Source organism: Cellulomonas sp. P22 (assembly GCF_044392165.1).
Map to the genome: position 1 here is coordinate 1 of NZ_JBISBW010000014.1, position 23,017 is coordinate 23,017.

Sequence of the window (23,017 nt, forward strand, 5' to 3'; positions counted from 1 at the left end):
GTCAAGATCTCGCCCTACCTGTACATCTCCCCGTTCTTCATCTTGTTCGCGATCGTCGGCCTCTTCCCGCTCGGGTACACGGCCTTCGTGTCGATGCACAAGTGGCAGCTCATCGGTGGCCAGGGCGAGTTCGTCGGGCTCGAGAACTTCACGTACGTCCTGCAGCAGCCCAACTTCTGGAAGGGCCTGCGCAACACCTTCAGCATCTTCCTGCTCTCGTCCGTCCCGCAGGTCTTCATCGCGATCGTCATCGCGGCCGTGCTGGACGCGAACCTCCGGGCCAAGACCTTCTGGCGCATGGGCGTGCTGCTGCCGTTCATCGTGGCCCCCGTGGCCGTCTCGCTGATCTTCGGCAAGCTCTTCGCCAGCGACTCCGGCATGATCAACTCGATCCTCGGGAGCGTCGGCATCGACGCCATCCGCTGGCACGCCGACGTCCTGGCCAGCCACGTCGCGATCGCCTCGATGGTCAACTTCCGCTGGATCGGCTACAACACCCTCATCTTCCTCGCCGCGATGCAGGCGGTGCCGCGCGACCTCTACGAGGCAGCGATCCTCGACGGCGCGAACCGCCTGCGGCAGTTCTTCTCGGTGACGGTCCCCATGCTGCGGCCCACGATCATCTTCGTGGTCGTGACCTCGACCATCGGTGGCCTGCAGATCTTCGACGAGCCGCGCCTGTTCGACCAGGCCGGCCAGGGCGGCGCCGACCGTCAGTGGATGACGGTGACGATGTACCTCTACGAGGTCGGATGGGGCGCGCAGAAGAGCTTCGGCCGAGCCGCAGCGGTCGCGTGGATCCTGTTCCTCATCATCATCGTCCTCGCGCTGATCAACTTCTCCCTCACCCGCCGCATCGCCTCCGATGGGGCCCCGAAGACCGGAAAGAAGAAGAAGCGATGAGCGCGCCTTCGATCCCCGTCATCCACCAGACGGCTGGAGCCGGCGCAGCCCGCGCGGCAGCACGTCGCCGCCCCACCAAGGGTGCAGGCTCCGACCGCCGACCGGGCTGGGTCACCTATGTGATCCTGGTCGCCGTCATCCTCATCTCGGCGTACCCGTTGTACTTCGCGTTCCTGCTCGCCAGCTCGGACGCCGGGACCATCGCCCAGACGCCGATCCCGTCGCTCATCCCCCGGGGTCAGTTCTTCGACAACGTCGGCCGGGTGCTGTCCGCGGACATCCACTTCTGGAAGGCGCTCGGCAACTCGCTCATCATCTCGACCGTGACGGCGCTCTCGGTGGTCATCTTCTCGACGCTGGCCGGGTACTCGTTCGCGAAGCTCCGGTTCCGGGGGCGTGGCCCGCTGCTCGTCTTCGTCGTCGCGACCACCGCGGTCCCGACCCAGCTCGGCATCGTCCCGCTGTTCATCGTGATGTCGCAGCTCGGCTGGACCGGCAAGCTCATCGCGGTCATCGTGCCCGGCATGGTCACGGCCTTCGGTGTCTTCTGGATGACGCAGTACCTCGAGAGTGCGCTCCCCTACGAGCTCATCGAAGCCGCCCGCGTGGACGGGGCGTCGATGATCCGCACGTTCTACCACGTGGCTCTTCCGGCGGCCCGTCCCGCCGCGGCGATGCTCGGACTGTTCACCTTCGTGGGTTCCTGGACGAACTTCTTCTGGCCGTTCATCGTGCTCGGGTCGTCCAACCCCACCCTGCCGGTGGCTGTCCAGCTGCTCCAGTCCACGTACTTCAAGGACATGTCGCTCATCATGGCTGGTGTCACGCTCTCGGTGATCCCGCTGGTCGTCGTGTTCATCTTCGCGGGACGCCAGCTCGTCGCCGGCATCATGCAGGGCGCCGTCAAGGGCTGACGGACGTGCCCGCGCGGCAGCGACCGGACTCCGGTCGCTGCCGCGCGGCGCTCCCGGCATGCCACGCTGCCTCGGCAGCCTCAGGAGGGGACGGCCAATGGTGGTCGACAGCACAGAGATCCGACCCGGTGCCGACAGGCCGGTCGCACCCACGCTCGAGCAGGTCGCCGAGCGTGCCGGGGTCTCACGCTCCACGGCGTCACGCGCCATCAACGGCGGGCTGCGTGTCTCCCCCGAAGCCCTCGCCGCGGTCGAGGCCGCGGTCGCCGACCTCGGGTACAGCCCGAACCGCGCGGCACGCTCGCTGGTGACGCGCCGCACCGACTCGATCGCGCTCGTGGTCCCCGAGCCCGACGAACGCGTGCTCTCCGACCCGTTCTTCGCGGGCACCCTCAACGGGATCAGCAGCGCCCTCGCCGACTCCGACCTGCAGCTCGTGCTGGTCATCGCACGCCCAGGCGACAGCGCGCGCACCATCCGCTACCTGCGCAACGGGCACGTGGACGGCGCGATCGTGGTCTCGCACCACCGCGACGACGCGCTCGACCAGGCGCTGCGTCAGTCGCGGCTGCCCAACGTCTTCGTCGGCCGGCCCCTCGCGGCGGGCGACGCCCAGTACGTCGACACCGACAACGTCGCCGGTGGTCGCATCGCGACCCAGCACCTCATCGACCTCGGACGGCGCCGCATCGGCACCATCGCCGGCCCGCTCGACATGTCCGCCGGCATCGACCGGCTCGCCGGCTGGCGTCAGGCCGTGCGTGCCGCGGGTCTGCCCGAGGACGCCGTGGTGCACGGCGACTTCACGATCTCCTCCGGGGCCGCGAGCACGCGTCGGCTGCTCGCGCAGCACCCGGACGTCGACGCGATCTTCGTGGCGTCCGACCTCATGGCCGCCGGCGCGCTCGGTGTGCTCAGCGAGCTCGGCCGTGACGTGCCCGGCGACATCGCCGTCGTCGGGTACGACAACCTGGGCGTCGCGATCTCGACCAACCCCCCGCTGACCACTGTGATCCAGCCCGTCGTCGCGATGGCCCGAGCAGCAGGGGCACGGTTGCTCGACCAGCTGCACGGCGCCAGGCCCGAGGCTCCCCTGATCTTCGCCCCGGAGCTCGTGATCCGCGCCTCGGCATGACCCACCGCCAATCGTTCGTGCTCGTCGGCCTGGGCGGCGCCCTCGGTGGCCTCGTCCGGTGGTCGCTCACCCAGGTCGTCCGCGAGCCTGCGGGCGCGTTCCCGTGGACCACGTTCGCGATCAACGTCGTGGGCTCGTTCCTGCTCGGCCTGCTGGTCGTCGGCGTGGTCGGACGTCTCGGGGCGCCGGCGTGGGTGCGGCCCGCGCTCGGGACCGGGCTGCTCGGCGGCTTCACGACCTTCTCGGCCTACACCCATGCGGTCGACGCGCTCGTCACCGGCGCGGAGCCCGGCACCGCCCTGGCCTACCTGCTGGGCTCGCTCGTCGCGGGTGTGGTGGCGGCGGGCGCCGGGGTCGCGACGGGCGCCCGGCTGCCGGCGCGGCGCGGCACGGACGAAGAGCTGGCAGCGTGAACGGCTGGGTCGTGGTGGGCGTAGGCGTCGGTGCTGCGGTGGGCGCACAGCTGCGGTTCGCGACCGAGATCGTGCATGCCCGTGCCCGGGAGCGCCGGGGGCTGGGGCGGCCGACGTTCCCGTGGGCCACCCTGACGGTCAACGTCGTGGGCTCCGCGCTGCTGGGGGCTGCAGCCGCGCTCGCCGTGCGGGGCGTCCTCACCACGGAGTGGCTCACAGTGCTCGGCGCCGGGCTCGCGGGCGGCCTGACGACGTTCTCGACGTTCGCCCTCGACGTGGTCGAGCTCGCGCGCACCCGACGCTGGGCACGTGCGGTCGCTGACATCGGGCTGCACCTGGGGCTGGGCGTCGGTGCTTCCGTCCTCGCGTTCCACCTGCTCGCCTGAGAGCCTGGTCCGCGCTGCGCCGACCAGCCCGCCGACGCCCGGTGCAGCCGGGTGGCGGGACCGGCAGGGATCGCTAGCGTCAGGTGGCATGACACGTCGCCGTCGTCTCCTCGCCCCTCCGGCTGTCAGCGTGCGGCTCTCGGCGGCGGACCTCACCACTGCGGAACGTCTCGACGACGCGCGGGTGGAGCAGCGGCGCGGTCGACGGCGCCGGGCGTGCGGGATGACGGCAGCGGTCGTGGCGACAGCGGTGGTCGGTGCGATCGGGACGGCCCCGCGCAGCAGCTGGTTCCGCGGTCTCGAGAAGCCGTCCTGGTACCCGCCGGACCGCGCCTTCGCCCCGGTGTGGACCGTGCTGTACGCCTCGATCGCGTGGTCCGGCACGCGGGCGCTGAACGCCGCCCCGGCGACCGGGCGCGTCCGGCTCCGACGCCGCATCGCGCTCGACCTCGGGCTCAACGCGGCCTGGACCTGGACGTTCTTCCGTGCCAAGCGCCCTGGTCTCGCCCTCGGGACGATCGTGGCCCTCGACGCGGTGAACGTCTCGCTCGTCCGCGAGTCGGCGCGGCACGACCCCGTCGCGGCGGTCGCCCTGCTGCCCTACGCGGCGTGGACCGCGTTCGCGACGGCGCTGACTGAGGAGATCTGGTTCCGCAACACCGACAGGTGATCCCGCAGGTCAGCGGGCCTGCTGTGCGTGGGCGCCCCCGGTGGCCACCGGGCCTGCGAGATCCTCGCGGCCGGACTCGACGTGGCCGAAGCGGTGCCGGGTCCGGCTCACTGCCTGCTCGCGCAGCACGGTGAGCAGCTCGCGTCGGCCGGCGGCGAGCACCGGACCGTCGAGCACAGTGACGTGACCGGTGCGGGTACGGGCCGCGGCGCGCAGCCCCACGGCGGTGCCGACGACGCGGATCCGCCCGTCGACGGCGCCGTCGCGCACGCGTCCGGCGAAGAACTCGTCGGGCTCGGTCGCGGCACGGCTCACGGTCACGGGGACCCCGACCAGGCGTGCGGCTGCCAGGACGCGCTCGACCTCGACCTCGCGGGCGTCGGGGCCGACGCGGACGGTCAGGTGCGGCACGGGGCGGTGCCGCAGCACGTTGGACTCGGGGCGCAGACCGCTCGGGTCGTGCTCGAGACCCAGCTCGTGGGCCCAGCAGCGCGCGTCGTCGGCCAGCGCCCAGGCGAACCAGCCCGCGTCGTCGGCGGGCACCTCGGGGGCGTCCGCCCACGTGCCGAGCTGCGCGACGTAGTGGGGCCCACCGGCCTTGGCGCCCGGGCCGACGACCGAGGCCTTCCAGCCACCGAACGGCTGGCGCTGCACCACGGCCCCCGTGATGTGGCGGTTGATGTAGGCGTTGCCGACCTCGACGCGCTCGAGCCACAGGTCGATCTCGCGTTCGTCGAGCGAGTGCAGCCCACCCGTGAGTCCGAACGCGACGGCGTTCTGGAGCTCGATGGCCTCCTCGAGCGTCTCGGTGCGCATGACGCCGAGCACGGGGCCGAACACCTCCGTCAGGTGGAACGCCGATCCGGGCTGCACACCGACCTTGACCCCCGGGCTCCACAGGAGGCCGCTGTCGTCCAGCTGGCGAGGCTGCACGACCCACCGCTCCCCCGCGTCGAGCGTGGTCAGCGCGTCGAGCAGCTTGCCCTGCGCGGGCTCGGTGAGCGGCCCCATGGCCGTGGCCAGGTCGGTCGCGGGGCCGACGCGCAGCGAGGTGACGGCGTCGACGAGCTGGCGGTGCAGGCGGGCCGAGCGTCCGGCCGAGCCGACGAGGATGAGCAGCGACGCCGCGGAGCACTTCTGCCCCGCGTGACCGAACGCGGAACGGACCACGTCGGCGACGGCCAGGTCGACGTCGGCCGACGGGGTCACCACGAGGGCGTTCTTGCCCGACGTCTCGGCCATCACGTCGAGGTCCTCGCGCCAGGTCGCGAACAGCTGGGCCGTCTCGATCGAGCCGGTGAGCAGCACCCGGCTGACGGCGGGGTGGGTCACGAGGTGCCGACCGACCTCCCCCTCGGGGGCCAGCAGCACCTGCAGCACGTCGCGCGGCACGTCGAGCTCGTCCATCGCACGGTGCACGGCCCCCACGGCGACCTGCACGCAGCGCGGCGTCTGGGGCGCGGGCTTCACGAGCACGGGCGACCCGGCCGCGAGGGCCGCGAGCACCGAACCGACCGGGATGGCGACCGGGAAGTTCCAGGGCGGCGTCACGACCGTGAGGCCTTCGGGACGGAACCGGGCACCGGGCACCACGCCGTCGGCGAGCTCCTCGGCACGGTCGGCGTAGTAGCGCGCGAAGTCGACGGCCTCGCTGACCTCGGGGTCGGCCTCGGCGACGGTCTTGCCCGCCTCGGCGACCATGGTGGCGACGAGGTCCCCACGGGCCTCCTCGAGGTGCAGCGCGGCGCGGCGCAGCAGCCGCGCGCGGTCGGCGGGTGTGGTCGACGCCCAGCCGGACGCGGCACCCACGGCCCGCTGCACGGCGGTGTCCACGTCGGAAGTCGTGCCGACCCGCACGCCGTCGGGCACCGCGACCTCGCGGACGAGCAGGTCGGCGGCCCAGTCACGGGAGGCCGCGACGGCCGGGTCGGTGTCGGGGGCGTTCACGAAGGGCGTGCCCGACGCCGTCTCGACGGGTGCGGGGCGGGGGGTGCGCTGCGGCGGGGTCGTCGGTGCGAGCGCGTCCTGGACCGAGGCGAGGAACGCGGCGCGCTGCGCCCCGAGCCCGTGCTCGCCCCCGCCCGGTGCGAACAGCGCGTGCAGGTAGTTCTGCGGCGCGGCGTTCTCCTCGAGCCGTCGCACCAGGTACGAGATGGCCACGTCGAAGTCCGAGCGGGCCACGACGGGCGTGTAGAGCAGCACCTCGCCGACGACGTCGCGCACGGCACGGGCCTGCGCCGGGGCCATCCCCTGGAGCATCTCGATGTCGAGGGCCTCGGCGACGCCGCGCGCCTCGGACAGCAGGTGCGCGAGGGCCACGTGGAAGAGGTTGTGGCTGGCCGCGCCGATCCGCACGTCGGCGGTGCGCTCGGGCCGCAGCGCGTGGTCGAGCAGCCGCACGTAGTTCGCGTCGACCTCGGCCTTCGAGCGGTAGGGCGCCTGCGGCCAGCCGTGCAGCTCGGCCTCGACCTGCTCCATGGCCAGGTTCGCCCCCTTGACCAGGCGCACCTTGATCCGGGCTCCACCCGCCGCGCGCCGGCGTGCCGCGATGGCCGTGAGCTCGTCGAACGCCCCGATCGCATCGGGCAGGTAGGCCTGGAGCACGATGCCCGCCTCGACGTCGACCAGCTCGGGGTCGGTCACGAGCCGTTCGAAGACCTGCACCGTGAGCGCCAGGTCGCGGTACTCCTCCATGTCGAGGTTGAGGAACGTGCCGTGCTGGGCGGCCGCGAGGTACAGCGGGCGCAGCCGGGCGACGACCCGGTCACGGCTGCCGGCGGTGTCCCACGTCGAGAGCTGGCTCGCGACGGCCGAGACCTTGATCGAGACGTAGTCGACGTCGGGCCGCTCGACGAGCGCCCGCACGCGTGCGAGCCGGGCGTCGGCCTCGTGCTCGCCGAGCACGGCCTCGCCGAGCAGGTTGAGGTTGAGCCGGAACCCGTCGGCCCGGGCCCGGGCGATGTGCGGGCCGAGCCCGCGGCCCGCGTCGGCCACCAGGTGCCCGACGATCTGCCGCAGCCGTTCGCGCGCGGCCGGGACCACGACCCGCGGCAGCACCGGGGCCAGGCGTGCACCCACCTCGAGCAGCACCCGGTCCACGGGTCCGAGGAACCCGCCCGCGGCCGACGTGAACCGGGTGAGGTCCGCGAGCTCGCGGGCCGCGACGTGCAGGTCGTCGGGGCGCGCCACGCGGTCGACGAACCGCACCGCGAGCTCGAGGCCCGCGGGGTCCGAGACGAGCGCGGCGAGGCGCCCGGTGGTGCGCCGTTCGCGCGAGGTCTGACCGGCGGCGGTTGCGGCGACCCAACGGTCGGCCAGGGCAAGTGCGTCGTCGACCAGGTCGGTCGTGCTCGTCTGCATGCGACCATCGTCGGACGCGGGAGGCCCCGGCGTCTTGTCACGATCCAGCGACCTGCCTGACGTCCGCGCGCTGCCCGCGCTCCCCCGCCCGCGGAGCGTCCTGCCGACCCGGCAGCGCGGGCGGTACCCTCCGAGCGAGATGAGCACCCTGCCCTCGGCCCCCGCCGCGCCGCCCACCTGGCCAGCCGCGATCGCGCTGGTCACGGCCCTGGGCGCTCCGATGCTCGCGCTGATGGACGAGCTGTCCACCACCATGTTCTGCGCCAAGGACACCGACGGCCGCTACGTCGCGGTCAACCAGGCCTTCGTCGAGCGCACGGTCGAGCGCTCGCGCCGCGCTGTGGTCGGGCGGGCCGCGGGCGACCTGTTCGCTGCGCCGTTCGCGGAGCACTACTCCCAGCAGGACGCCGCTGTGCTCGCCACCGGACGACCCTTGCGCCACGTGCTCGAGCTGATCCGGGGGCCCGGCGGGGCACCCGGCTGGTACCTGACCTCGAAGCAGCCCGTGCGGGCCGACGGGCGGCTGCTGGGTCTGGTCAGCGTCTCGCAGGACCTGCGCTCGTACGACACGGCCGACGTCGCGGTGAGCTCCCTCTCACGGGTCGTCGCGCTGGTCACCGAGCGCCTCGCGGACGGCGTCTCGGTCGCCGAGATGGCGCAGGCCGCCGGCTGCTCGCCCTCGACCCTGGACCGGCGGATGCGCAAGGTCTTCTCGCTCTCACCCCAGCAGTTCGTGCTGCGGGCGCGCATCGACCACGCGACGACGCTGCTCACGACGGGCGACCTGCCCATCGCACGCGTCGCGCAGGACTCCGGCTTCTGCGACCAGGCCGCGTTCACACGCACCTTCGGTCGCCTCACGGGAGAGACCCCGGCCCAGTTCCGGCGCGGGGCCACCCCGGCCGCCACCCCGCACTGATCGCCCCCTGCTCGGCCACCCCGAAAGGGCCGCCGCGCCGGACGCCTCACGCGACCGCGGCGACGACCGGCGATCATGGGGCCATGAACAGCCCCACCCTCCCCACCCTCGCGCTGCGCGGCGCGGACATCCCGCTGCTCGGGCTCGGCACCTGGCAGTCCGAGGGTGACGACGCCCGCCACGCCGTGCGGGCCGCGCTCGAGCTCGGCTACCGCCACGTGGACACCGCCACCGGCTACGGCAACGAGGCGCAGGTCGGCCGTGGCCTCGCCGACTCGGGCGTCGCCCGCGAGGACGTCTTCCTGACGACCAAGCTGCCGCCGAGCGCCGCCGGGCGCGAGCGCGAGACGATCGAGAGCTCGCTGACCGACCTCGGCACCGACCACCTCGACCTGTGGCTCGTGCACTGGCCGCCGAACGGCGCAGCGACCCCCGCGACGTGGGAACGGCTCATCGAGCTGCGTGACGCGGGACTGACCCGTGCCATCGGCGTCTCGAACTACTCGGTCGCGCAGATCGACGAGCTCGTCGCCGCCACGGGCGAAGCCCCCGCGATCAACCAGGTCCCGTGGAGCCCGGGCGACTTCGACGCCGAGCTCGTCGCCGCGCACGCGGCACGCGGGGTCGCGCTCGAGGGGTACAGCCCGTTCAAGCGCACCGACCTCGACTCGCCCGTGCTGGTCGAGATCGCCGCGGCGCACGGCGTGAGCACGCGCCAGGTCGTGCTGCGCTGGCACCTCGAGCACCAGGTCGTGGTCATCCCGAAGTCGACGCGCCGCGAGCGCATCGCCGCCAACCTGGACGTGCTGGGCTTCACGCTCGACGCCGACGAGGTCGCCCGCATCGACTCGCTGCCGCCCACGGCCGACGCATGAGGCGCTGACGCGGGAGGTTCGGCGACACGGCGGCCTTCACGGTGGCAGGGTGGGGGCGGAGGCGTCCCCCGTCGGCGAGGGTGCTGACGACGCGCTCCACCACGAATGCGCAGCCCAGGAGGCACACGAGCATGACGGTGACCGGTTCGTCGATCACGAGCACCCACCCCTCTCCGCTGGCCACGGCCCACGCCCAGCTCTCGACGGTCGTCGAGATCCTGGGATACGACGAGGGCCTCCACCGGATGCTCGCCACACCCCGGCGAGAGATCAACGTGGCCATCCCCCTGCGTCGTGACGACGGGAGCACCGAGCTCTTCACGGGCTACCGCGTCCAGCACAACATCTCGCGCGGCCCCGGCAAGGGCGGCCTGCGCTACGCGCCGGGGGTCGACCCCGACGAGGTGCGGGCCCTCGCGATGTGGATGACCTGGAAGTGCGCCGTGGTCGACCTGCCGTACGGCGGCGCGAAGGGCGGTGTGGCGATCGACCCCCGGCAGTACTCGAGGGCCGAGCTCGAGCGGGTCACGCGGCGCTACACGAGCGAGATCATGCCGATGATCGGCCCGGAGCGGGACATCATGGCGCCCGACATCGGCACCGACGAGCAGACCATGGCGTGGGTCATGGACACCTACTCGGTCAACCAGGGCTACACGATCCCCGCGGTCGCCACGGGCAAGCCGCTCGCGATGGGCGGCTCGCTCGGCCGGGCCACAGCCACCTCGCGCGGCGTGCTGCACGCCGCACGCGCGTGCCTGGCCGACTCGGGCGTCGACCTGCGGGACGTGAGCGTCGCGGTGCAGGGCTTCGGCAAGGTCGGCTCGCACGCGACGCGCTTCTTCGCCGAGGCCGGTGCGCGAGTCGTGGCCGTGTCCGACCAGTACGGCGGGGTGCTGTCGGTCGACGGCCTGGACGTGCCGGCGCTGCTCGACCACGTGGCGGCGACCGGCTCGGTGGTGGGCTTCGCGGGCGCCGACCCGATCGACAACACCGCGCTGCTCGCGCTCGACGTCGACGTGCTGGTCCCGGCCGCCGTCGAGGGCGTGCTCGACGAGGACACAGCGGCGTCGGTCAAGGCGCGCTGGGTGGTCGAGGGCGCCAACGGGCCCACCACCGAGGCCGGCGACCGGGTGCTGGGGGACCGCGGCATCATCGTGGTGCCGGACATCCTGGCCAACGCGGGCGGCGTGGTCGTCTCGTACTTCGAGTGGGTGCAGGCCAACCAGGCGTACTGGTGGACCGAGCGCGAGATCGAGGAGCGGCTCGAGCAGCGCATGCTCGCGTCCTACGCGAACGTGGCCCAGGTCGCGCGCGTCGAAGGGCTGAGCCTGCGTGACGCCGCGCTGACGATCGGGGTGCGGCGGGTCGCGGAGGCCCACCAGATCCGCGGCCTCTACCCGTGACGCCACGGTGAACGGCACTGTCTGATCCGTCACGACGCCGCCGGGAAGCGTTCGGCTCCCGGCGGCGTTGGCCTGGGGTGACCACGAACCCCCTGCCCCTGTCCGTGCTCGACCTGGCCACCGTGAGCGAGGGCTCGTCGAGCCGCACCGCTCTGCTCGACACCACGACGCTCGCCCGGCGCGCCGACGCGCTCGGCTACCGCCGGTTCTGGGTCGCCGAGCACCACGCGATGCCCGCTGTCGCCTCGACCGCGCCCGCGGTGCTGATCGCGCACCTGGCCGGCGTGACGCACCACCTGCGGATCGGATCGGGCGGCGTGATGCTGCCCAACCACCCCTCGCTCGTCGTCGCCGAGCAGTTCGCGATGCTCGAGGCCCTGCACCCCGGCCGCATCGACCTGGGGATCGGCCGCGCTCCCGGCGCCGACCCGATGACCGCCGCCGCGCTCCGCCGCACCGTCGAGGGGCTCGGTGCCGAGGACTTCCCGGCCGAGCTGATCGACGTGCTCGCGCTCCTGGGCCAGACGCCCCCGGGCCGGGCACCGTCGGCGCGCGCCCGCAGGCTCAGCGCGACCCCCGTGCAGGGGTCGACGCCGCAGGTGTGGCTGCTCGGGTCGAGCCTGTTCAGCGCGACCCTCGCGGGCGAGCTGGGGCTGGCGTTCAGCTACGCGAACCACTTCGCCACGGGCCGCACCGAGCAGGCCGCTGACGCCTACCGGGCGGCGTTCCGCCCCTCGGAGGTCCTCGCGGAGCCGCACCTCATGGTGTCGGCGTCGGTGCTGCTCGCCGAGACCGAGGCCGAGGCGCACCACCTCGCCGGGCCGAGCCGCGTCATGGCGCTCAGCCTGCGCGGCGGCGGCCGGCTCGGACCGATCGTGTCCCCCGACGACGCCGAGCGGGTGCTGGCCGGGCTCGACCCGGACACCGCGCGGGCGTTCTTCGCCCAGTCCCCCGGCACGCAGCTCGCGACCACCCCCGAGCGTGCGGTCGCCGCGCTGGGAGATCTGGCGGCCCGCACGGGCGCCGACGAGCTGCTCGTGACCGGGACCAGCCACGACGTGGGCACGCGCGTGCGCACGCTCGAGCTGCTCGCCGAGGCGTGGGGGCTCACGGCCCCCGACGCCCCGGGAACGGCCGAGCCGGCCGGTCTGGCGGGTCAGGCCTCGCGGGGCTGACGGTCGGCCCACTCGGCGAGCGTGACGCGCGGACCCGTGTAGAACGGGACCTCCTCGCGCACGTGCCGGCGGGCCTGGGTCGCGCGCAGCTCACGCATGAGGTCGACGATGCGGTGCAGCTCGTCGGCCTCGAACGCGAGGATCCACTCGTAGTCGCCGAGCGCGAACGCGGCGAGGGTGTTGGCCCGCACGTCGGGGTAGTCCTTGGCGGCGCGCCCGTGCTCGACGAGCATCGCGCGGCGCTCCTCGTCGGGCAGCACGTACCACTCGTACGAGCGCACGAACGGGTACACGGACAGGTAGTCGCGCGCGGGCTCGCCCGCGAGGAACGCCGGGACGTGGCCGCGGTTGAACTCGGCGGGGCGGTGCAGCGCGACGACCGACCACACGGGCACCACGTGGCGGCCGAGCGCGCTCGCCCGCAGCCGCTCGTAGGCGCCCTGCACGGCCTCGATCGAGTCGCCGTGGAACCACACCATCAGGTCGGCGTCGGCCCGCAGGCCCGCGACGTCGTACCAGCCGCGCACGACCAGGTCGCCCAGCGAGCCGTCGCCCGTGATCGCGGCCTCGGCCTCGCGCACCAGCTGGGCGCGCTCGTCGTCGTCCTCGGGCAGCGACTCCTCGAGCGCGTAGACCGAGAACATCGCGTACCGGATCGACGTGTTGATCGACTCGGCGACCTCGGTCGTGTGACCGCCCGGCTCGGGCGTGCCCGTGTGCTGCGTGCTCATGCCTGCTGTGCTCCCGTCGTCGCGTCCATGTCCGTCACGTCCTGCTCGACCGGGTCCGAGCCGCACGCGGCAGGGATCCCGCTGTCCTCGCCCGACCGCATCCGGCAGCAGCCGGGACGGCAGACGTCGGGCCATGCTCCCAGGGTGCCGACGGTCGCCCGTGCCACCTCCTCGCCGCGCTCGGCGGCCGCCCGCTCGAGCACCAGGTCGACGAGGCCCTCGACGAACGGCGCGCGCGTCGAGACCGACCCCGCACGGACCGCGACCACCCCGAGCTCGCGGGCCGTCTCGAGCGCCTCGGTGTCGAGGTCGAACGCGACCTCCATGTGGTCCGAGACGAAACCGATCGGGGAGAGCACGACGGCCCGCAGACCCGCCGCGGCCCGCTCGGAGAGCAGGTCGTTCACGTCGGGCTCGAGCCACGGCTGGCTGGGCGGGCCCGAGCGCGAGCAGAACGCGAGCGTCCACTCGACCTCGCGACCCAGCCGTGCGCCGACCTCTGCCGCCACGAGCGCCCCGACGTCGAGGTGCTGCGTGCGGTAGCTCGGTGCCTGCGCCCCCGAGGCCTCCTCCATGGTGTCCGGCACCGAGTGCGTGACGAACACGAGCGGGGCGCTGCCCGCGAGCGTGCCGACGTCGGTGCCGGTCCGCTCGGCGAGCTCCTCGTAGGCCTCGACGACCGCGTCGGCGTTCGCCCGGACGAAGCCCGGGTGGTTGAAGTAGTGGCGCAGCTTGTCCACGACGATCCCCGCGCTGCCGTCGTCGCCGGTGGGCGTGCTCGCGCCCAGCTCGACGAGTGTCTTCGCGAGGTTCTCGCGGTACTGGCGGCAGCCCGAGTACGAGCCGTACGCGCTGGTCACGATCGCGAGGACGCGGCGCGCTCCCGAGTCCCGCAGGTCGCGCAGCGCGTCGATCGTGTACGGCTCCCAGTTGCGGTTGCCCCACGCGACGGGCAGGTCCACGCCGCGGCGCGCGAGCTCGGCGCGCAGCGCGTCGACCAGCGCGAGGTTCTGCGCGTTGATCGGGCTGCGACCACCGAAGTGGGCGTAGTGCTCACCGACCACGGCGAGACGCTCGTCCGGGATGTTCTTGCCGCGCGTCACGTTCCGCAGGAACGGCAGCACGTCCTCCGGGGCGTTCGGGCCGCCGAACGAGTAGAGCATCAGGGCGTCGTAAGGGGCGGTCGAGGTCGTCGATTCCACTGCTGCATCATGGCACTGCGCTCTGAGACCCGACGCGGCCGCGGGACCCCACGAGCGCGTGATCTTGTCCCGACAGACCGTCAGAACCGTGAGTGCCCAGGTCGCGCCCGGATGCGGACGCCGCGAGCGACTTCTACCGTCGAGGGTGGGTCGTGACGATCCGGCGCCGTCCCGAGGCAGATCCCTCGGACGGGAGCACGACGAACGAGGGAGCGCAGCCGGCGTGGAGACGATCGACCCGAACGCGCTGGTCGGATGGGTGCTCGGTCACCGCTACGACCTCGGGACGCCTCTCGGGCACGGGGGGATGAGCACGGTGTTCCGCGCGACGGACGTGCGCCTGACCCGCTCGGTCGCACTCAAGCTCTTCTCGCTCGACGGGGTCGCGCCCCGCGAGATCCGCCGGTACGCGGACGAGGCCCGGCTGCTGGGTGCGCTCTCGCACCCGGGCCTGGTCGCCCTGCTGGACGTCGGCGCCGACCTGGGGCCCGCCGCGGAGCCGTTCGCGTTCCTCGTCATGGAGCTCGTCGACGGCACGACCCTGCGCGAGCTCGTCAGCCGCGGCCCGCTGCCCCCCTCCACGGTGGCCGACATCGGGCGCCAGCTCGCCGAGGCGCTGGGGCACGCGCACGCCGCGGGCGTGGTGCACCGCGACCTCAAGCCCGCGAACGTCCTGGTCGCGCGCGAGGCGGTGCTGTCGGGCGACGCCGAGGCGCCGACGATCTCGACCAAGCTGGCCGACTTCGGCATCGCCCAGCCGCTGCACGGCCCGACGACGAACGGCACAGCGGGCGAACCGACGTTCGGCACCGCGAACTACCTGAGCCCCGAGCAGGCCCTGGGCAGGCCGCTCGGCCCGCGCTCCGACGTCTACTCGCTGGGCCTGGTGCTGCTCGAGTGCCTCACGGGCGAGCGCACGTTCCCGGGCGAGGCCCTGTCGAGCTCGCTCGCCCGGCTGCTCGACGCGCCGGTCGTGCCCGACAGGTTCGGCCCGCAGTGGGCCGCGCTCCTGCGGGCGATGACGGCCTCGGAGCCCGACCAGCGCCCGACCACAGCCGAGGTCGCCGACCGGCTCCGCGGGCTGCGCCAGCCGGCGCTGTGGGACCGCGTCGCGGCACGTCTGACCTGACCAGGTCGCAGACCCGTGGAGCCGACCGAGGCGTCCCGGGGTCAGTGGTGGGCGTGCACCGGTGCGGGGGCGAGGGTGGCGAGCGTCTCGGCGATCTCTGTCGCCCAGCCGGCCACGGCCTCCATGTCCCGGTGGTCCCCCTCACGGGCGCGGGCACCCGAGATGAGCGCACGCTCGGCGAACGTCAGCTCGCTGCGCACCAGACGACCGGCGAAGCTGCGGTGGGCGCGGGCCCCGAGCCGCTCGCGCAGCGCGGCGACCTCGTGCGGGGAGTTGGCCGACGCAGCGGGCTGGGTCGCCAGACCCGACGACAGGAGCCACACGTGCCGTTCCGCGAGGTCGTCAGCGCAGCGCTCGGCCAGCTCACGGGCACGCGGCAACCAGTGGGCCGTGTACACGGCGGAGCCGAGCACCACCGCGTCGTACCCCCGTACATCGGTCACGTGCTCCGGGTCCAGCTCGTCGACCTCGTGGCCGGACTCCGCAAGCACCCCAGCGATCACCGAGCCGATCTCCTGCGTCGCCCCGTGCCGGGACGCCACCGTCACCAAGATCCTCATCGCGTGCACCTCCTGCTCGTCGTCGTGCCGTGCCCCCTCGACCAGGCGCTGACCAACATCGTCCGTCGGTGAGGCGGCCCTCACCTGGGCCAGAGGTCCCCCGCTCGGCCTAAGCACGCCACGCGACGGGGTGCGGGCGGCTGTGGTGGCGGTGCGGTCGCCGTGCGTGAGCGGCGTGGTGGCGACGGTCGACGACGACGTCCACGACGATTCACGCATCGTGACGCCGTACTCTGGCCCGATGCAGATCGGCGAAGGTCGCACCACCTACGTCCTGGTCGACGGCGAGAACATCGACGCGACCCTCGGCTCGTCGATCCTCAACGGTCGACCCACGCCCGAGCAGCGCCCGCGGTGGGAGCGCGTGCTCGACTTCGCGCAGCGCACGTGGGGCAACCCGGTCAAGGGGCTGTTCTTCCTCAACGCCTCGAACGGCACCATGCCGATGTCGTTCGTGCAGGCCCTCGTCGCGATCGGCTTCCAGCCGATCCCCCTGGCCGGGGAGAGCTACGAGAAGGTCGTCGACATCGGCATCAAGCGCACGCTCACGGCGCTCGCCGGGCGCGAGGGCGACGTGCTGCTCGCGAGCCACGACGGTGACTTCATCCCCGAGGTCGAGCACCTGCTCGGCGACGACCGCCGCGTCGGGCTGCTCGCGTTCCGCGAGTTCACCAACTCGGGGCTCGCCCAGCTCATGGAACGCGGCCTGGAGGTCTTCGACCTCGAGAGCGACGTCAAGGCGTTCAACGTCCAGCTGCCGCGCCTGCGGATCATCCCGCTCGACGAGTTCGACCCGCTGCGCTACCTCTGACGCGACGGACGGCGGTGCGGCTCGCACCGCCGTCCGCGCGGGGTTCAGCGGCCGGTCACGCCCCGAACGCGGCAGCGACGAACGTGTCCATCTGCTCGAGGACCTGGGGGCCGGTGTCGGTGAGCAGGATCGAGACGCCGTGCGCGCCGCCCGGCAGCTCGACGTAGGTGCTCGGGTCGTCGGCGCGGGCGACCTGCTTCGACTCGGAGGCGTTGACCGTGCCGTCGGACACGCTCGCGATCACGAGCAGCGGCCCCGTGTACGAGCTGCCGGCCGAGGTCGCGTCGAGGTCGTCGACCTTGACGCCGGGGCTCAGCGCGATCACGCCGACCGGAGCGGGGTCGAGGTCGTCCGCGACGCCGGCGACGACGCCGGCCCCCTTGGACGCACCCACCAGCACGACGTCCTCCGCCCCCTCGTCCCGGATCGCGGCGACCGCGTCCTTGAGGGACTCGGCGCCGTCCGCTCCCCACCCGAACGACGCGACCCGGTAGCCCGCGGCGGCGTACCGCACCATCTGGTCGGACCACTGGCAGAAGTTCCCGTTGGACTGCGGGGCGAACACGATGCCCTTGGCGCCCTCGCCGAGCGTGAGGACGACGGTGTCGTCGGTGCCGGCCACGACCGCCCGGGTGCCGTCGGGGGCGCAGTCGGGGGTGTCGATCGCGCGGGGGGCGGCGGCGGACGGCGCCGCGGACGAGGTGGCCGCGACGGGTTCGGACGAGGCATCGCAGCCGGCGAGCGCCGCGATGAGTGGGAGCGCTACCACGAGCGCAACGATGGGCTGGTGTCGCACAGAGGGGGTCATGGGTGAATTCGTAGACCTTGCGGGTCGGCGGCACCAGAGGATTCACCCGTTTGCCTCCGGTTCGATCCTCGCCCGGGCGGGGCCTCGAGCAGGCTGCCTGTGCCGCGGGTTGTCGCCCCGGCGCGACGAGGTCATGCTCGCGGGATGACGGCGGCCACCGCGCTCCTGCGCGGCATCAACGTGGGCGGGCACCGCACGGTGCCGATGGCCGACCTGCGAGCGGTCGTCGAGGAGCTCGGCCACACCCAGGTCGCGACCCACCTCAACAGCGGCAACGTCGTCTTCGCGGTGGCACCGTCCGACGCTCCCCCGGCGGGTCCCGACCCCGCGGCGCTCGCCGCCGCCGTCGCCGACGGCCTGCACCAGCGGCTCGCCCTCGACGTGGACGTCGTGGTGCGCACAGCGACGCAGGTCGACGCCGTGGTGGCGGCCAACCCGTTCGACGACGCGGCGCGCACCGACCCGTCCCACCTGGTCGTCGTCTTCTACCCGGACCCGGTGGGCGACCCGGCGCTCGACACGAGCCGGTACGGCCGGGAGCAGGTCGTGTGGGACGGCGCGCACGCCTACGTGCACTACCCGGACGGCATCGGCCGATCGCGGCTCACGGGCGACGTGCTCGACTCCGCCGCGGGCCAGCCCGGCACCGGCCGCAACTGGCGCACAGTGCTCGCGGTCCAGGAGCTGCTGCGCGCGCGTGCCTGAGCGCCGTCGGGGCTAGGTTGGGCGCCATGGCCACCGTGTTCTCGCAGATCATCTCCGGGGCGATCCCGGGCCGCTTCGTGTGGGCGGACGACGTCGCCGTCGCCTTCACGACCATCGCGCCCATCACCGACGGGCACACGCTCGTGGTCCCGCGCGAGGAGATCGTCCAGATCACCGACGCCCCTGCAGACGTCCTGGCGCACCTCGTGCACGTCGCCCAGACCATCGGCAAGGCGCAGCAGGAGGCGTGGGACGCCCCGCGCGTCGCGCTGCTCACCGCCGGGTTCGAGGTGCCCCACCTGCACCTGCACGTGCTCCCCGCGTGGGACGAGCAGAGCCTGACGTTCGCGAACGCGCGCCACGACGTGCCCGCGGCCGACCTCGACGCAGCGGCCGAGCGGGTGCGCGAGACGCTGCGCGCGCAGGGCCACGGCGACCACGTGCCGGCGACCCTCGGCTCGCCCGCCTGACACCGACCCGCCGGCGGCCCTAGTCGCCGATCTCGGCGAGGCGCAGCACGCGCGCATCGGCCGCCACGACCCGCTCGGCCTCGGCCAGGAGCGAGGCCGGGGTGTCGGCCCCCGCCCGCACGAACCGCCCCGAGAGCACGTCGAGCTCACCCTCGCCCATCGCGACCACGAGCTCGGCCACGGCCTCGACGGGCGTCCAGTCGGCGCGCGTGTCGTGCATCGGCATCGCGCCCGTCATGTCGGTCGCGACGACTCCCGGCGCGAGGTCGAACACGCGCAGGCCCGCGTCCCGGTACTGCGCGTCGAGCAGACGCGTGAACCGCGAGAGCGCGCCCTTGCTGATCGCGTAGCCGGTGTAGACGTCGAGCGCGCGGTGCCCGGCGCCCGAGTTCATGTTGACGACGCGGCCCGCACCCCGCGCCAGCATGCCCGGCAGCACGGCGTGCGTCACGAGCAGCGGACCACGCACGTTGGTCTCGATGACCCGCCACGTCTCCGCCGGGTCGTCCTGCGCGAACGGCACCTCGGTCCGCTCGATGACGCCCGCGTTGTTGACCAGCAGGCCGAGGCCCCCCGCGGGGGCGAACGCGTCGAGCACGTGCCCGACGGCCGTCTCGACCGCGGCCGGGTCCACCAGGTCGGCCGTCGCGACGCTCACGTCGGCGCCGAGCGCCCGGCACTCGTCCGCGACCTGGTCGAGGTGCGCGCGGGTGCGACCCACGAGGGCCAGCGACCAGCCGGCACCGGCGAGCCCGTGGGCGATGCCGCGGCCGATCCCCCGTCCGGCTCCGGTGACGAGTGCGGTCCGGGGTGCGTCGGTCATGCCCCCCATCCTCGCTCACCGGCCCGGGCGGGGAGGTCCTCGTTGCGCGGGCGCCGCTGGCCTGGAAGTTTGGGGGGGATCGCACGACGACGGAGGGCCGAGATGCCGCAACGCCCCAGGCCGGGCCCCCCGCTGCGGGTCCGGCTGCCGAGCCTCAACCCGGGCGTCGTGGACTTCCTCGAGGACGAGGCGGGCAGCGCGGTCTTCCTGCTCGTGGCGACGGTGGTCGCGCTGGTCTGGGCGAACTCCCCGTGGGCCGCGGCCTACGAGACGCTCTGGTCGACCCCCGCCGGGGTGTTCGTGGGCGGGTTCGGGCTCGAGCTCGACCTGCACCACTGGGTCAACGACCTCGCGATGGCTGTGTTCTTCCTGGTCGTCGGGCTCGAGATCAGCCGGGAGGCCACGAGCGGCGAGCTGCGTGACCGGCGCACGGTCGCGGTGCCCGCCCTCGGCGCACTGGGCGGCATGGTGGTCCCGGCGCTCGTCTACCTCGCGTTCACCGCGGGCACCGAGGCGGCGCACGGGTGGGGCATCGTCATGTCGACCGACACCGCGTTCCTCATCGGCATCCTGGCGCTGTTCGGGCCGGCGTGCCCCGACCGGCTGCGGCTGTTCCTGCTGACCCTGGCGATCGTCGACGACATCGGCGCGATCACGGTGATGGCCGTGTTCTACACCGACTCGGTCGACCTCGCGGCGCTCGGGCTGGCCGCGCTGGTGATCGTCGCGGTCCTCGTGATGCGGTGGATGCGCGTGTGGCGCCTCGCGCCGTACGTCGCGGCGGGCCTGGTGCTGTGGGTGGCGGTGCAGGCCTCGGGCGTGCACCCGACGCTCGCGGGCGTCCTGCTGGGCCTCCTGGTGCCCGCTCGGCCGTCGGCCCGGGAGCACGTGGACGTCGTCGCCCGCTACGCCGACCACCTCGCCCAGGACACCACGGCCGACCGTGAGCACCTCACCGAGCTCGCCGCCCGCGCCGCGGTCCCCGCGAACGAACGCCTGCAGCGGATGCTGCACCCGTGGAGCGCGTACGTGGTGGTGCCGGTCTTCGGGCTCGCGAACGCCGGGGTACGGCTCGATGCGGAGGCGCTCTCGCAGGCCGCACGCTCGCCCGTGACCCTCGGCATCATCGTGGCGCTCGTCGTGGGTGACGCGGTCGGGATCTTCGGCGCCTCGACCCTCGCGATCCGGCTCGGCCTCGGCGACCTGCCCGGGCGGGTGCGCTACGGGCACCTGCTCGGCGGCGCCGTGCTCGCCGGCATCGGCTTCACCATCGCACTGTTCATCACCGAGCTGGCCTTCGACGACGCCGCGCTGCGCGAGCAGGCGAAGATCGGCGTGCTCGCGGGCTCGCTCGCGGCGGCCGTGCTCGGCACCCTGCTGCTGCGCCTGCTCGGCCAGCGCCTGCCGCTGTGCTCCCCGGAGTCGGACACCCCGCCGCCGCTGCCGCCGCTCCCCTGGCGCAACGCCTGACCGCGCTGCGGCGGGCCGGGTTCAGCCCAGGCCGACGGCTGCGCGCAGGTCCGGGAGCTCGATCCGCCCCACGTACCGCTCGCCGTCGATGAACAGCGTCGGCGTGCCCTGCACACCCGCGTCGACTCCCGCCTGGTACTCGCGCCGGACCACGTCGGAGTACGCCTGCGCGGCCGGGCCGACGACGCTCGACGGGTCGAGGCCGAGCGACTGCGCGTACCGGCCCAGGCTCGCGTCGTCGAGCGCGTCGTGGTGCGCGAAGAGCAGGTCGTGCATCGGCCAGAACCGGCCCTGCGCCCCGGCCGCCGCGGCCGCGAGCGCCGCGGCGAGGGCGTGCGGGTGGATCTCGAAGAGCGGGAAGCTCCGCCACACGAGCCGGACCTGCCCGCCCGAGCTGTCGACGAGCTCGCGGAGCACCGGCACCGCAGCGCGGCAGTAGGGGCACTCGAAGTCGCCGTACTCGACCACCGTGACCGGCGCGTTCGGGTCACCGCGGACGTCTCCTTGCGACATGGGCGCCTCCTCGCCCCCCAGCATCGCACCGGCGCCATGGGGACGCACGGGCCTTCCGCCTTGCCGTGCGACCCAGGTGCTGGTCTGCTGTCGCATGACGACTGTCCGATTTGTCCAGAGGGGAACCCCATGTCGACTCCCACCGTCCTGCTGGTGCACGGCGCCTTCGCCGACGGGTCGAGCTGGTCGCGCGTCATCGCGCGCCTGCAGGCCGAGGGCGTGACGGCGCAGGCCCTCGCCAACCCCCTGCGCGGCCTGACGCACGACGGCGAGTACGTCGCCGACGCCGCGTCGCAGGTCGACGGCCCCGTGGTGCTCGTGGGGCACTCGTACGGCGGCCCGGTCATCACCTACGCGGGCAGCAAGGCGCCCAACGTGACGGCGCTCGTGCTCGTGGCCTCGTTCGGCGTCGACCACGGGCAGTCCGCGGTCGGGTCGGTCGCGGGCTTCGCCGAGCCCGAGCTCAACGACGCGCTCGAGCCGCACACGTTCCCCGGCGGCGACAGCCCCGAGCTGTACATCCAGCGCGAGAAGTTCCGCTCGGTCTTCGCCGCGGACCTGCCCGACGAGGAGACAGCGCTGCTCGCCGTGAGCCAGCGCCCGCTCGCCCTCGCAGGGCTCGAGCAGGTGCTGGAGGTGCCGCCCGCGTGGAAGACGCTGCCGACGTGGTTCGCGGTGGCCACCCAGGACCACGCGATCGACCCCGACGCGCAGCGCGCGGCGGCCGTGCGCCTCGGGGCGACCACGGTCGAGATCGAGGGGTCGCACGCGATCGCGCTCTCGCAGCCGGACGCCGTCGCGGCACTCGTGCTCGCGGCGGTCCGGGCTCAGTCCTGAGCCGGGCCGCCGTGCTCGGGGTCGGCCGGGTACGGCGGGTCGTCGTCGACCGGGGCGGGCTCCCGCTCGCCCAGGTGCAGGATGCAGTGGTGCGGCCCGACGAACCGCTCGAGCCACGTCGCGACGAGGGGACCGTCGTGGCTCTCGAGCAGGCCCTGGCTCAGGCCCAGGTGCACCTGGCACACGATGTCGGGCGACTGGGCGACGAGGTCGACGAACGGGCACCGGTGCAGGTGCACCTCCATGCCCTCGGGGTCCGTCTCGGGCTCGAAGCCCAGGCTGTGCAGCTGGTGGCGCAGCTCGGCCAGCTGTGCCTGCGCCTCGGGGCGCGACACCAGCTCGGCGTGGTCCGCCGGGGGCACCGGCGAGTCGAGCAGCCGCGCCCAGGTGCGGCCGCACTCCTCGGCCTGGCCGCCGGGGTGCGGGGCCTGCACCGGCAGGCGCACCGGGCAGGCGGGCGCCGCTGGCTCCGAGGTGCCGAGGCCGGCGAGCAGCGCACGGACCAGCTGGTCGCGGGCCCGCGCGTCGCCCGGCGCCTCGATGTCGGGCGCGGCGCTGTAGAGGATGCGCGGGCGTCCGCGGGTGTGCCGGCGCTCGACCTCGCTCGTGACCAGGCCCGAGTCCATGAGGCGCTCGAGGTGCTCACGGACGGTGTTGACGTGCAGGCCGACGCCGCTGGCGATCTCGTCCGCGCTCATCGGTCCGGCCTGGCGCTGGAGCAGATGCACCATCGCCATCCGCTTGTCCGATGCGAGCGCGCGGTGCGCGTTGACCGGCTGAGAAGGCATGCCACCAGTGTGAA

24 protein-coding genes are annotated in these 23,017 nt (G+C 73.6%); 16 read left to right on the plus strand and 8 right to left on the minus strand.

Annotated features, from left to right (window positions below):
* From ACGIF2_RS14475 to ACGIF2_RS14500, 6 genes are all read left to right on the plus strand, one after another.
* Window positions 1–903: carbohydrate ABC transporter permease (locus ACGIF2_RS14475; RefSeq protein ID WP_396047831.1), on the plus strand; the 903-nt coding region annotated here is incomplete at its 5' end.
* Window positions 900–1,817, plus strand: coding sequence for a carbohydrate ABC transporter permease (locus ACGIF2_RS14480; RefSeq protein ID WP_396047763.1), 918 nt, complete (start codon window positions 900–902; stop codon window positions 1,815–1,817). The genes ACGIF2_RS14475 and ACGIF2_RS14480, both read left to right, overlap by 4 nt.
* A 97-nt stretch (window positions 1,818–1,914) precedes the next feature.
* The gene (locus ACGIF2_RS14485; protein WP_396047744.1) at window positions 1,915–2,952 is read left to right on the plus strand and encodes a LacI family DNA-binding transcriptional regulator; all 1,038 of its coding nucleotides are present in this window, start codon (window positions 1,915–1,917) and stop codon (window positions 2,950–2,952) included.
* Window positions 2,949–3,365, plus strand: a complete 417-nt coding sequence (locus ACGIF2_RS14490) for a fluoride efflux transporter FluC (protein WP_396047742.1) — start codon at window positions 2,949–2,951, stop codon at window positions 3,363–3,365. Before ACGIF2_RS14485 ends, ACGIF2_RS14490 begins: the two co-directional genes overlap by 4 nt.
* Window positions 3,362–3,751 carry a fluoride efflux transporter FluC gene (locus ACGIF2_RS14495; RefSeq protein ID WP_396047740.1) on the plus strand — a complete coding sequence of 130 codons (390 nt, stop codon included), beginning with the start codon at window positions 3,362–3,364 and terminating at the stop codon, window positions 3,749–3,751. The genes ACGIF2_RS14490 and ACGIF2_RS14495 overlap by 4 nt, the downstream gene beginning before the upstream one ends.
* 88 nt (window positions 3,752–3,839) lie before the next feature.
* Complete coding sequence (locus tag ACGIF2_RS14500; RefSeq protein WP_396047738.1) at window positions 3,840–4,421, plus strand: TspO/MBR family protein; 582 nt, start codon at window positions 3,840–3,842, stop codon at window positions 4,419–4,421.
* A 9-nt stretch (window positions 4,422–4,430) separates the two neighbouring features.
* Here ACGIF2_RS14500 and ACGIF2_RS14505 read toward each other — a convergent pair whose 3' ends face one another.
* Entirely contained in the window at window positions 4,431–7,781 is a 3,351-nt protein-coding gene (locus tag ACGIF2_RS14505; protein ID WP_396047736.1) for a proline dehydrogenase family protein, read from the minus strand.
* A gap of 139 nt (window positions 7,782–7,920) precedes the next feature.
* On the opposite strand from ACGIF2_RS14505, the gene ACGIF2_RS14510 reads away from it, so the two are divergent.
* The 4 genes from ACGIF2_RS14510 (at window position 7,921) to ACGIF2_RS14525 (ending at window position 12,156) form a co-directional block, all read left to right on the plus strand.
* Window positions 7,921–8,700: a helix-turn-helix domain-containing protein gene (locus ACGIF2_RS14510; protein ID WP_396047734.1), complete on the plus strand. Its 780-nt coding sequence runs from the start codon at window positions 7,921–7,923 to the stop codon at window positions 8,698–8,700.
* 83 nt (window positions 8,701–8,783) lie between these two features.
* On the plus strand, window positions 8,784–9,575 hold the full coding sequence (locus ACGIF2_RS14515; RefSeq protein WP_396047732.1) for an aldo/keto reductase: 792 nt from the start codon (window positions 8,784–8,786) through the stop codon (window positions 9,573–9,575).
* A 131-nt stretch (window positions 9,576–9,706) separates the two neighbouring features.
* Window positions 9,707–10,981, plus strand: a complete 1,275-nt coding sequence (locus ACGIF2_RS14520; protein ID WP_396047730.1) for a Glu/Leu/Phe/Val dehydrogenase — start codon at window positions 9,707–9,709, stop codon at window positions 10,979–10,981.
* Window positions 10,982–11,058: 77 nt separating this feature from the next.
* Window positions 11,059–12,156: an LLM class flavin-dependent oxidoreductase gene (locus tag ACGIF2_RS14525; protein ID WP_396047728.1), complete on the plus strand. Its 1,098-nt coding sequence runs from the start codon at window positions 11,059–11,061 to the stop codon at window positions 12,154–12,156.
* Here the strand turns inward: ACGIF2_RS14525 and hemQ are convergent.
* Both hemQ and ACGIF2_RS14535 read right to left on the minus strand, forming a co-directional pair.
* On the minus strand, window positions 12,138–12,887 hold the full coding sequence (gene hemQ / locus ACGIF2_RS14530; protein ID WP_396047726.1) for a hydrogen peroxide-dependent heme synthase: 750 nt from the start codon (window positions 12,885–12,887) through the stop codon (window positions 12,138–12,140). The two genes, ACGIF2_RS14525 and hemQ, sit on opposite strands and share 19 nt — an antisense overlap.
* Window positions 12,884–14,050 (minus strand): ferrochelatase, encoded by a 1,167-nt coding sequence (locus ACGIF2_RS14535; protein ID WP_396047759.1) that lies wholly within the window; start codon window positions 14,048–14,050, stop codon window positions 12,884–12,886. The genes hemQ and ACGIF2_RS14535 overlap by 4 nt, the downstream gene beginning before the upstream one ends.
* Before the next feature lie 262 nt (window positions 14,051–14,312).
* Here ACGIF2_RS14535 and ACGIF2_RS14540 point away from each other — a divergent pair, with 262 nt between their 5' ends.
* The gene (locus ACGIF2_RS14540) at window positions 14,313–15,218 is read left to right on the plus strand and encodes a serine/threonine-protein kinase (protein WP_396047724.1); all 906 of its coding nucleotides are present in this window, start codon (window positions 14,313–14,315) and stop codon (window positions 15,216–15,218) included.
* 41 nt (window positions 15,219–15,259) lie between these two features.
* Here ACGIF2_RS14540 and ACGIF2_RS14545 read toward each other — a convergent pair whose 3' ends face one another.
* Entirely contained in the window at window positions 15,260–15,778 is a 519-nt protein-coding gene (locus tag ACGIF2_RS14545) for a flavodoxin domain-containing protein (protein WP_396047722.1), read from the minus strand.
* A 241-nt stretch (window positions 15,779–16,019) separates the two neighbouring features.
* Here ACGIF2_RS14545 and ACGIF2_RS14550 point away from each other — a divergent pair, with 241 nt between their 5' ends.
* A complete protein-coding gene (locus tag ACGIF2_RS14550; protein ID WP_396047757.1) occupies window positions 16,020–16,589 on the plus strand; it encodes an NYN domain-containing protein in 570 nt (189 codons plus the stop codon).
* Window positions 16,590–16,644: 55 nt separating this feature from the next.
* On the opposite strand, the gene ACGIF2_RS14555 is transcribed toward ACGIF2_RS14550, so the two are convergent.
* Window positions 16,645–17,358: an alpha/beta hydrolase gene (locus tag ACGIF2_RS14555; protein ID WP_396047720.1), complete on the minus strand. Its 714-nt coding sequence runs from the start codon at window positions 17,356–17,358 to the stop codon at window positions 16,645–16,647.
* Window positions 17,359–17,541: 183 nt separating this feature from the next.
* On the opposite strand from ACGIF2_RS14555, the gene ACGIF2_RS14560 reads away from it, so the two are divergent.
* Both ACGIF2_RS14560 and ACGIF2_RS14565 read left to right on the plus strand, forming a co-directional pair.
* Window positions 17,542–18,102 carry a DUF1697 domain-containing protein gene (locus tag ACGIF2_RS14560; protein WP_396047718.1) on the plus strand — a complete coding sequence of 187 codons (561 nt, stop codon included), beginning with the start codon at window positions 17,542–17,544 and terminating at the stop codon, window positions 18,100–18,102.
* Between the two features lie 26 nt (window positions 18,103–18,128).
* A complete protein-coding gene (locus ACGIF2_RS14565; protein ID WP_396047716.1) occupies window positions 18,129–18,572 on the plus strand; it encodes an HIT family protein in 444 nt (147 codons plus the stop codon).
* A gap of 19 nt (window positions 18,573–18,591) precedes the next feature.
* Here the strand turns inward: ACGIF2_RS14565 and ACGIF2_RS14570 are convergent, their stop codons facing one another.
* On the minus strand, window positions 18,592–19,395 hold the full coding sequence (locus ACGIF2_RS14570; RefSeq protein WP_396047714.1) for an SDR family NAD(P)-dependent oxidoreductase: 804 nt from the start codon (window positions 19,393–19,395) through the stop codon (window positions 18,592–18,594).
* A gap of 102 nt (window positions 19,396–19,497) precedes the next feature.
* Between ACGIF2_RS14570 and nhaA the strand changes: the two genes are divergently transcribed.
* Window positions 19,498–20,865, plus strand: a complete 1,368-nt coding sequence (gene nhaA / locus ACGIF2_RS14575) for a Na+/H+ antiporter NhaA (protein ID WP_396047712.1) — start codon at window positions 19,498–19,500, stop codon at window positions 20,863–20,865.
* Between the two features lie 21 nt (window positions 20,866–20,886).
* On the opposite strand, the gene ACGIF2_RS14580 is transcribed toward nhaA, so the two are convergent.
* The gene (locus tag ACGIF2_RS14580) at window positions 20,887–21,378 is read right to left on the minus strand and encodes a DsbA family protein (protein WP_396047710.1); all 492 of its coding nucleotides are present in this window, start codon (window positions 21,376–21,378) and stop codon (window positions 20,887–20,889) included.
* 129 nt (window positions 21,379–21,507) lie between these two features.
* On the opposite strand from ACGIF2_RS14580, the gene ACGIF2_RS14585 reads away from it, so the two are divergent.
* Window positions 21,508–22,215: an alpha/beta fold hydrolase gene (locus ACGIF2_RS14585; RefSeq protein ID WP_396047708.1), complete on the plus strand. Its 708-nt coding sequence runs from the start codon at window positions 21,508–21,510 to the stop codon at window positions 22,213–22,215.
* Here the strand turns inward: ACGIF2_RS14585 and ACGIF2_RS14590 are convergent.
* A complete protein-coding gene (locus ACGIF2_RS14590) occupies window positions 22,206–23,003 on the minus strand; it encodes a helix-turn-helix transcriptional regulator (RefSeq protein WP_396047706.1) in 798 nt (265 codons plus the stop codon). The two genes, ACGIF2_RS14585 and ACGIF2_RS14590, sit on opposite strands and share 10 nt — an antisense overlap.
* Window positions 23,004–23,017: the final 14 nt, after the last annotated feature.

Bases quoted from the DNA above. Each gene is read 5' to 3' on its own strand.
- ACGIF2_RS14570 (WP_396047714.1), bottom strand. From the start codon at position 19,395: ATGACCGACGCACCCCGGACCGCACTCGTCACCGGAGCCGGACGGGGG.
- ACGIF2_RS14590 (WP_396047706.1), bottom strand. From the start codon at position 23,003: ATGCCTTCTCAGCCGGTCAACGCGCACCGCGCGCTCGCATCGGACAAG.
- ACGIF2_RS14520 (WP_396047730.1), top strand. From the start codon at position 9,707: ATGACGGTGACCGGTTCGTCGATCACGAGCACCCACCCCTCTCCGCTG.
- ACGIF2_RS14550 (WP_396047757.1), top strand. From the start codon at position 16,020: ATGCAGATCGGCGAAGGTCGCACCACCTACGTCCTGGTCGACGGCGAG.
- ACGIF2_RS14515 (WP_396047732.1), top strand. From the start codon at position 8,784: ATGAACAGCCCCACCCTCCCCACCCTCGCGCTGCGCGGCGCGGACATC.
- ACGIF2_RS14490 (WP_396047742.1), top strand. From the start codon at position 2,949: ATGACCCACCGCCAATCGTTCGTGCTCGTCGGCCTGGGCGGCGCCCTC.
- ACGIF2_RS14580 (WP_396047710.1), bottom strand. From the start codon at position 21,378: ATGTCGCAAGGAGACGTCCGCGGTGACCCGAACGCGCCGGTCACGGTG.
- ACGIF2_RS14510 (WP_396047734.1), top strand. From the start codon at position 7,921: ATGAGCACCCTGCCCTCGGCCCCCGCCGCGCCGCCCACCTGGCCAGCC.
- ACGIF2_RS14585 (WP_396047708.1), top strand. From the start codon at position 21,508: ATGTCGACTCCCACCGTCCTGCTGGTGCACGGCGCCTTCGCCGACGGG.
- nhaA (WP_396047712.1), top strand. From the start codon at position 19,498: ATGCCGCAACGCCCCAGGCCGGGCCCCCCGCTGCGGGTCCGGCTGCCG.
- ACGIF2_RS14545 (WP_396047722.1), bottom strand. From the start codon at position 15,778: ATGAGGATCTTGGTGACGGTGGCGTCCCGGCACGGGGCGACGCAGGAG.
- ACGIF2_RS14565 (WP_396047716.1), top strand. From the start codon at position 18,129: ATGGCCACCGTGTTCTCGCAGATCATCTCCGGGGCGATCCCGGGCCGC.
- ACGIF2_RS14560 (WP_396047718.1), top strand. From the start codon at position 17,542: ATGACGGCGGCCACCGCGCTCCTGCGCGGCATCAACGTGGGCGGGCAC.
- ACGIF2_RS14485 (WP_396047744.1), top strand. From the start codon at position 1,915: ATGGTGGTCGACAGCACAGAGATCCGACCCGGTGCCGACAGGCCGGTC.
- ACGIF2_RS14480 (WP_396047763.1), top strand. From the start codon at position 900: ATGAGCGCGCCTTCGATCCCCGTCATCCACCAGACGGCTGGAGCCGGC.
- ACGIF2_RS14535 (WP_396047759.1), bottom strand. From the start codon at position 14,050: ATGCTCTACTCGTTCGGCGGCCCGAACGCCCCGGAGGACGTGCTGCCG.
- ACGIF2_RS14505 (WP_396047736.1), bottom strand. From the start codon at position 7,781: ATGCAGACGAGCACGACCGACCTGGTCGACGACGCACTTGCCCTGGCC.
- hemQ (WP_396047726.1), bottom strand. From the start codon at position 12,887: ATGAGCACGCAGCACACGGGCACGCCCGAGCCGGGCGGTCACACGACC.
- ACGIF2_RS14500 (WP_396047738.1), top strand. From the start codon at position 3,840: ATGACACGTCGCCGTCGTCTCCTCGCCCCTCCGGCTGTCAGCGTGCGG.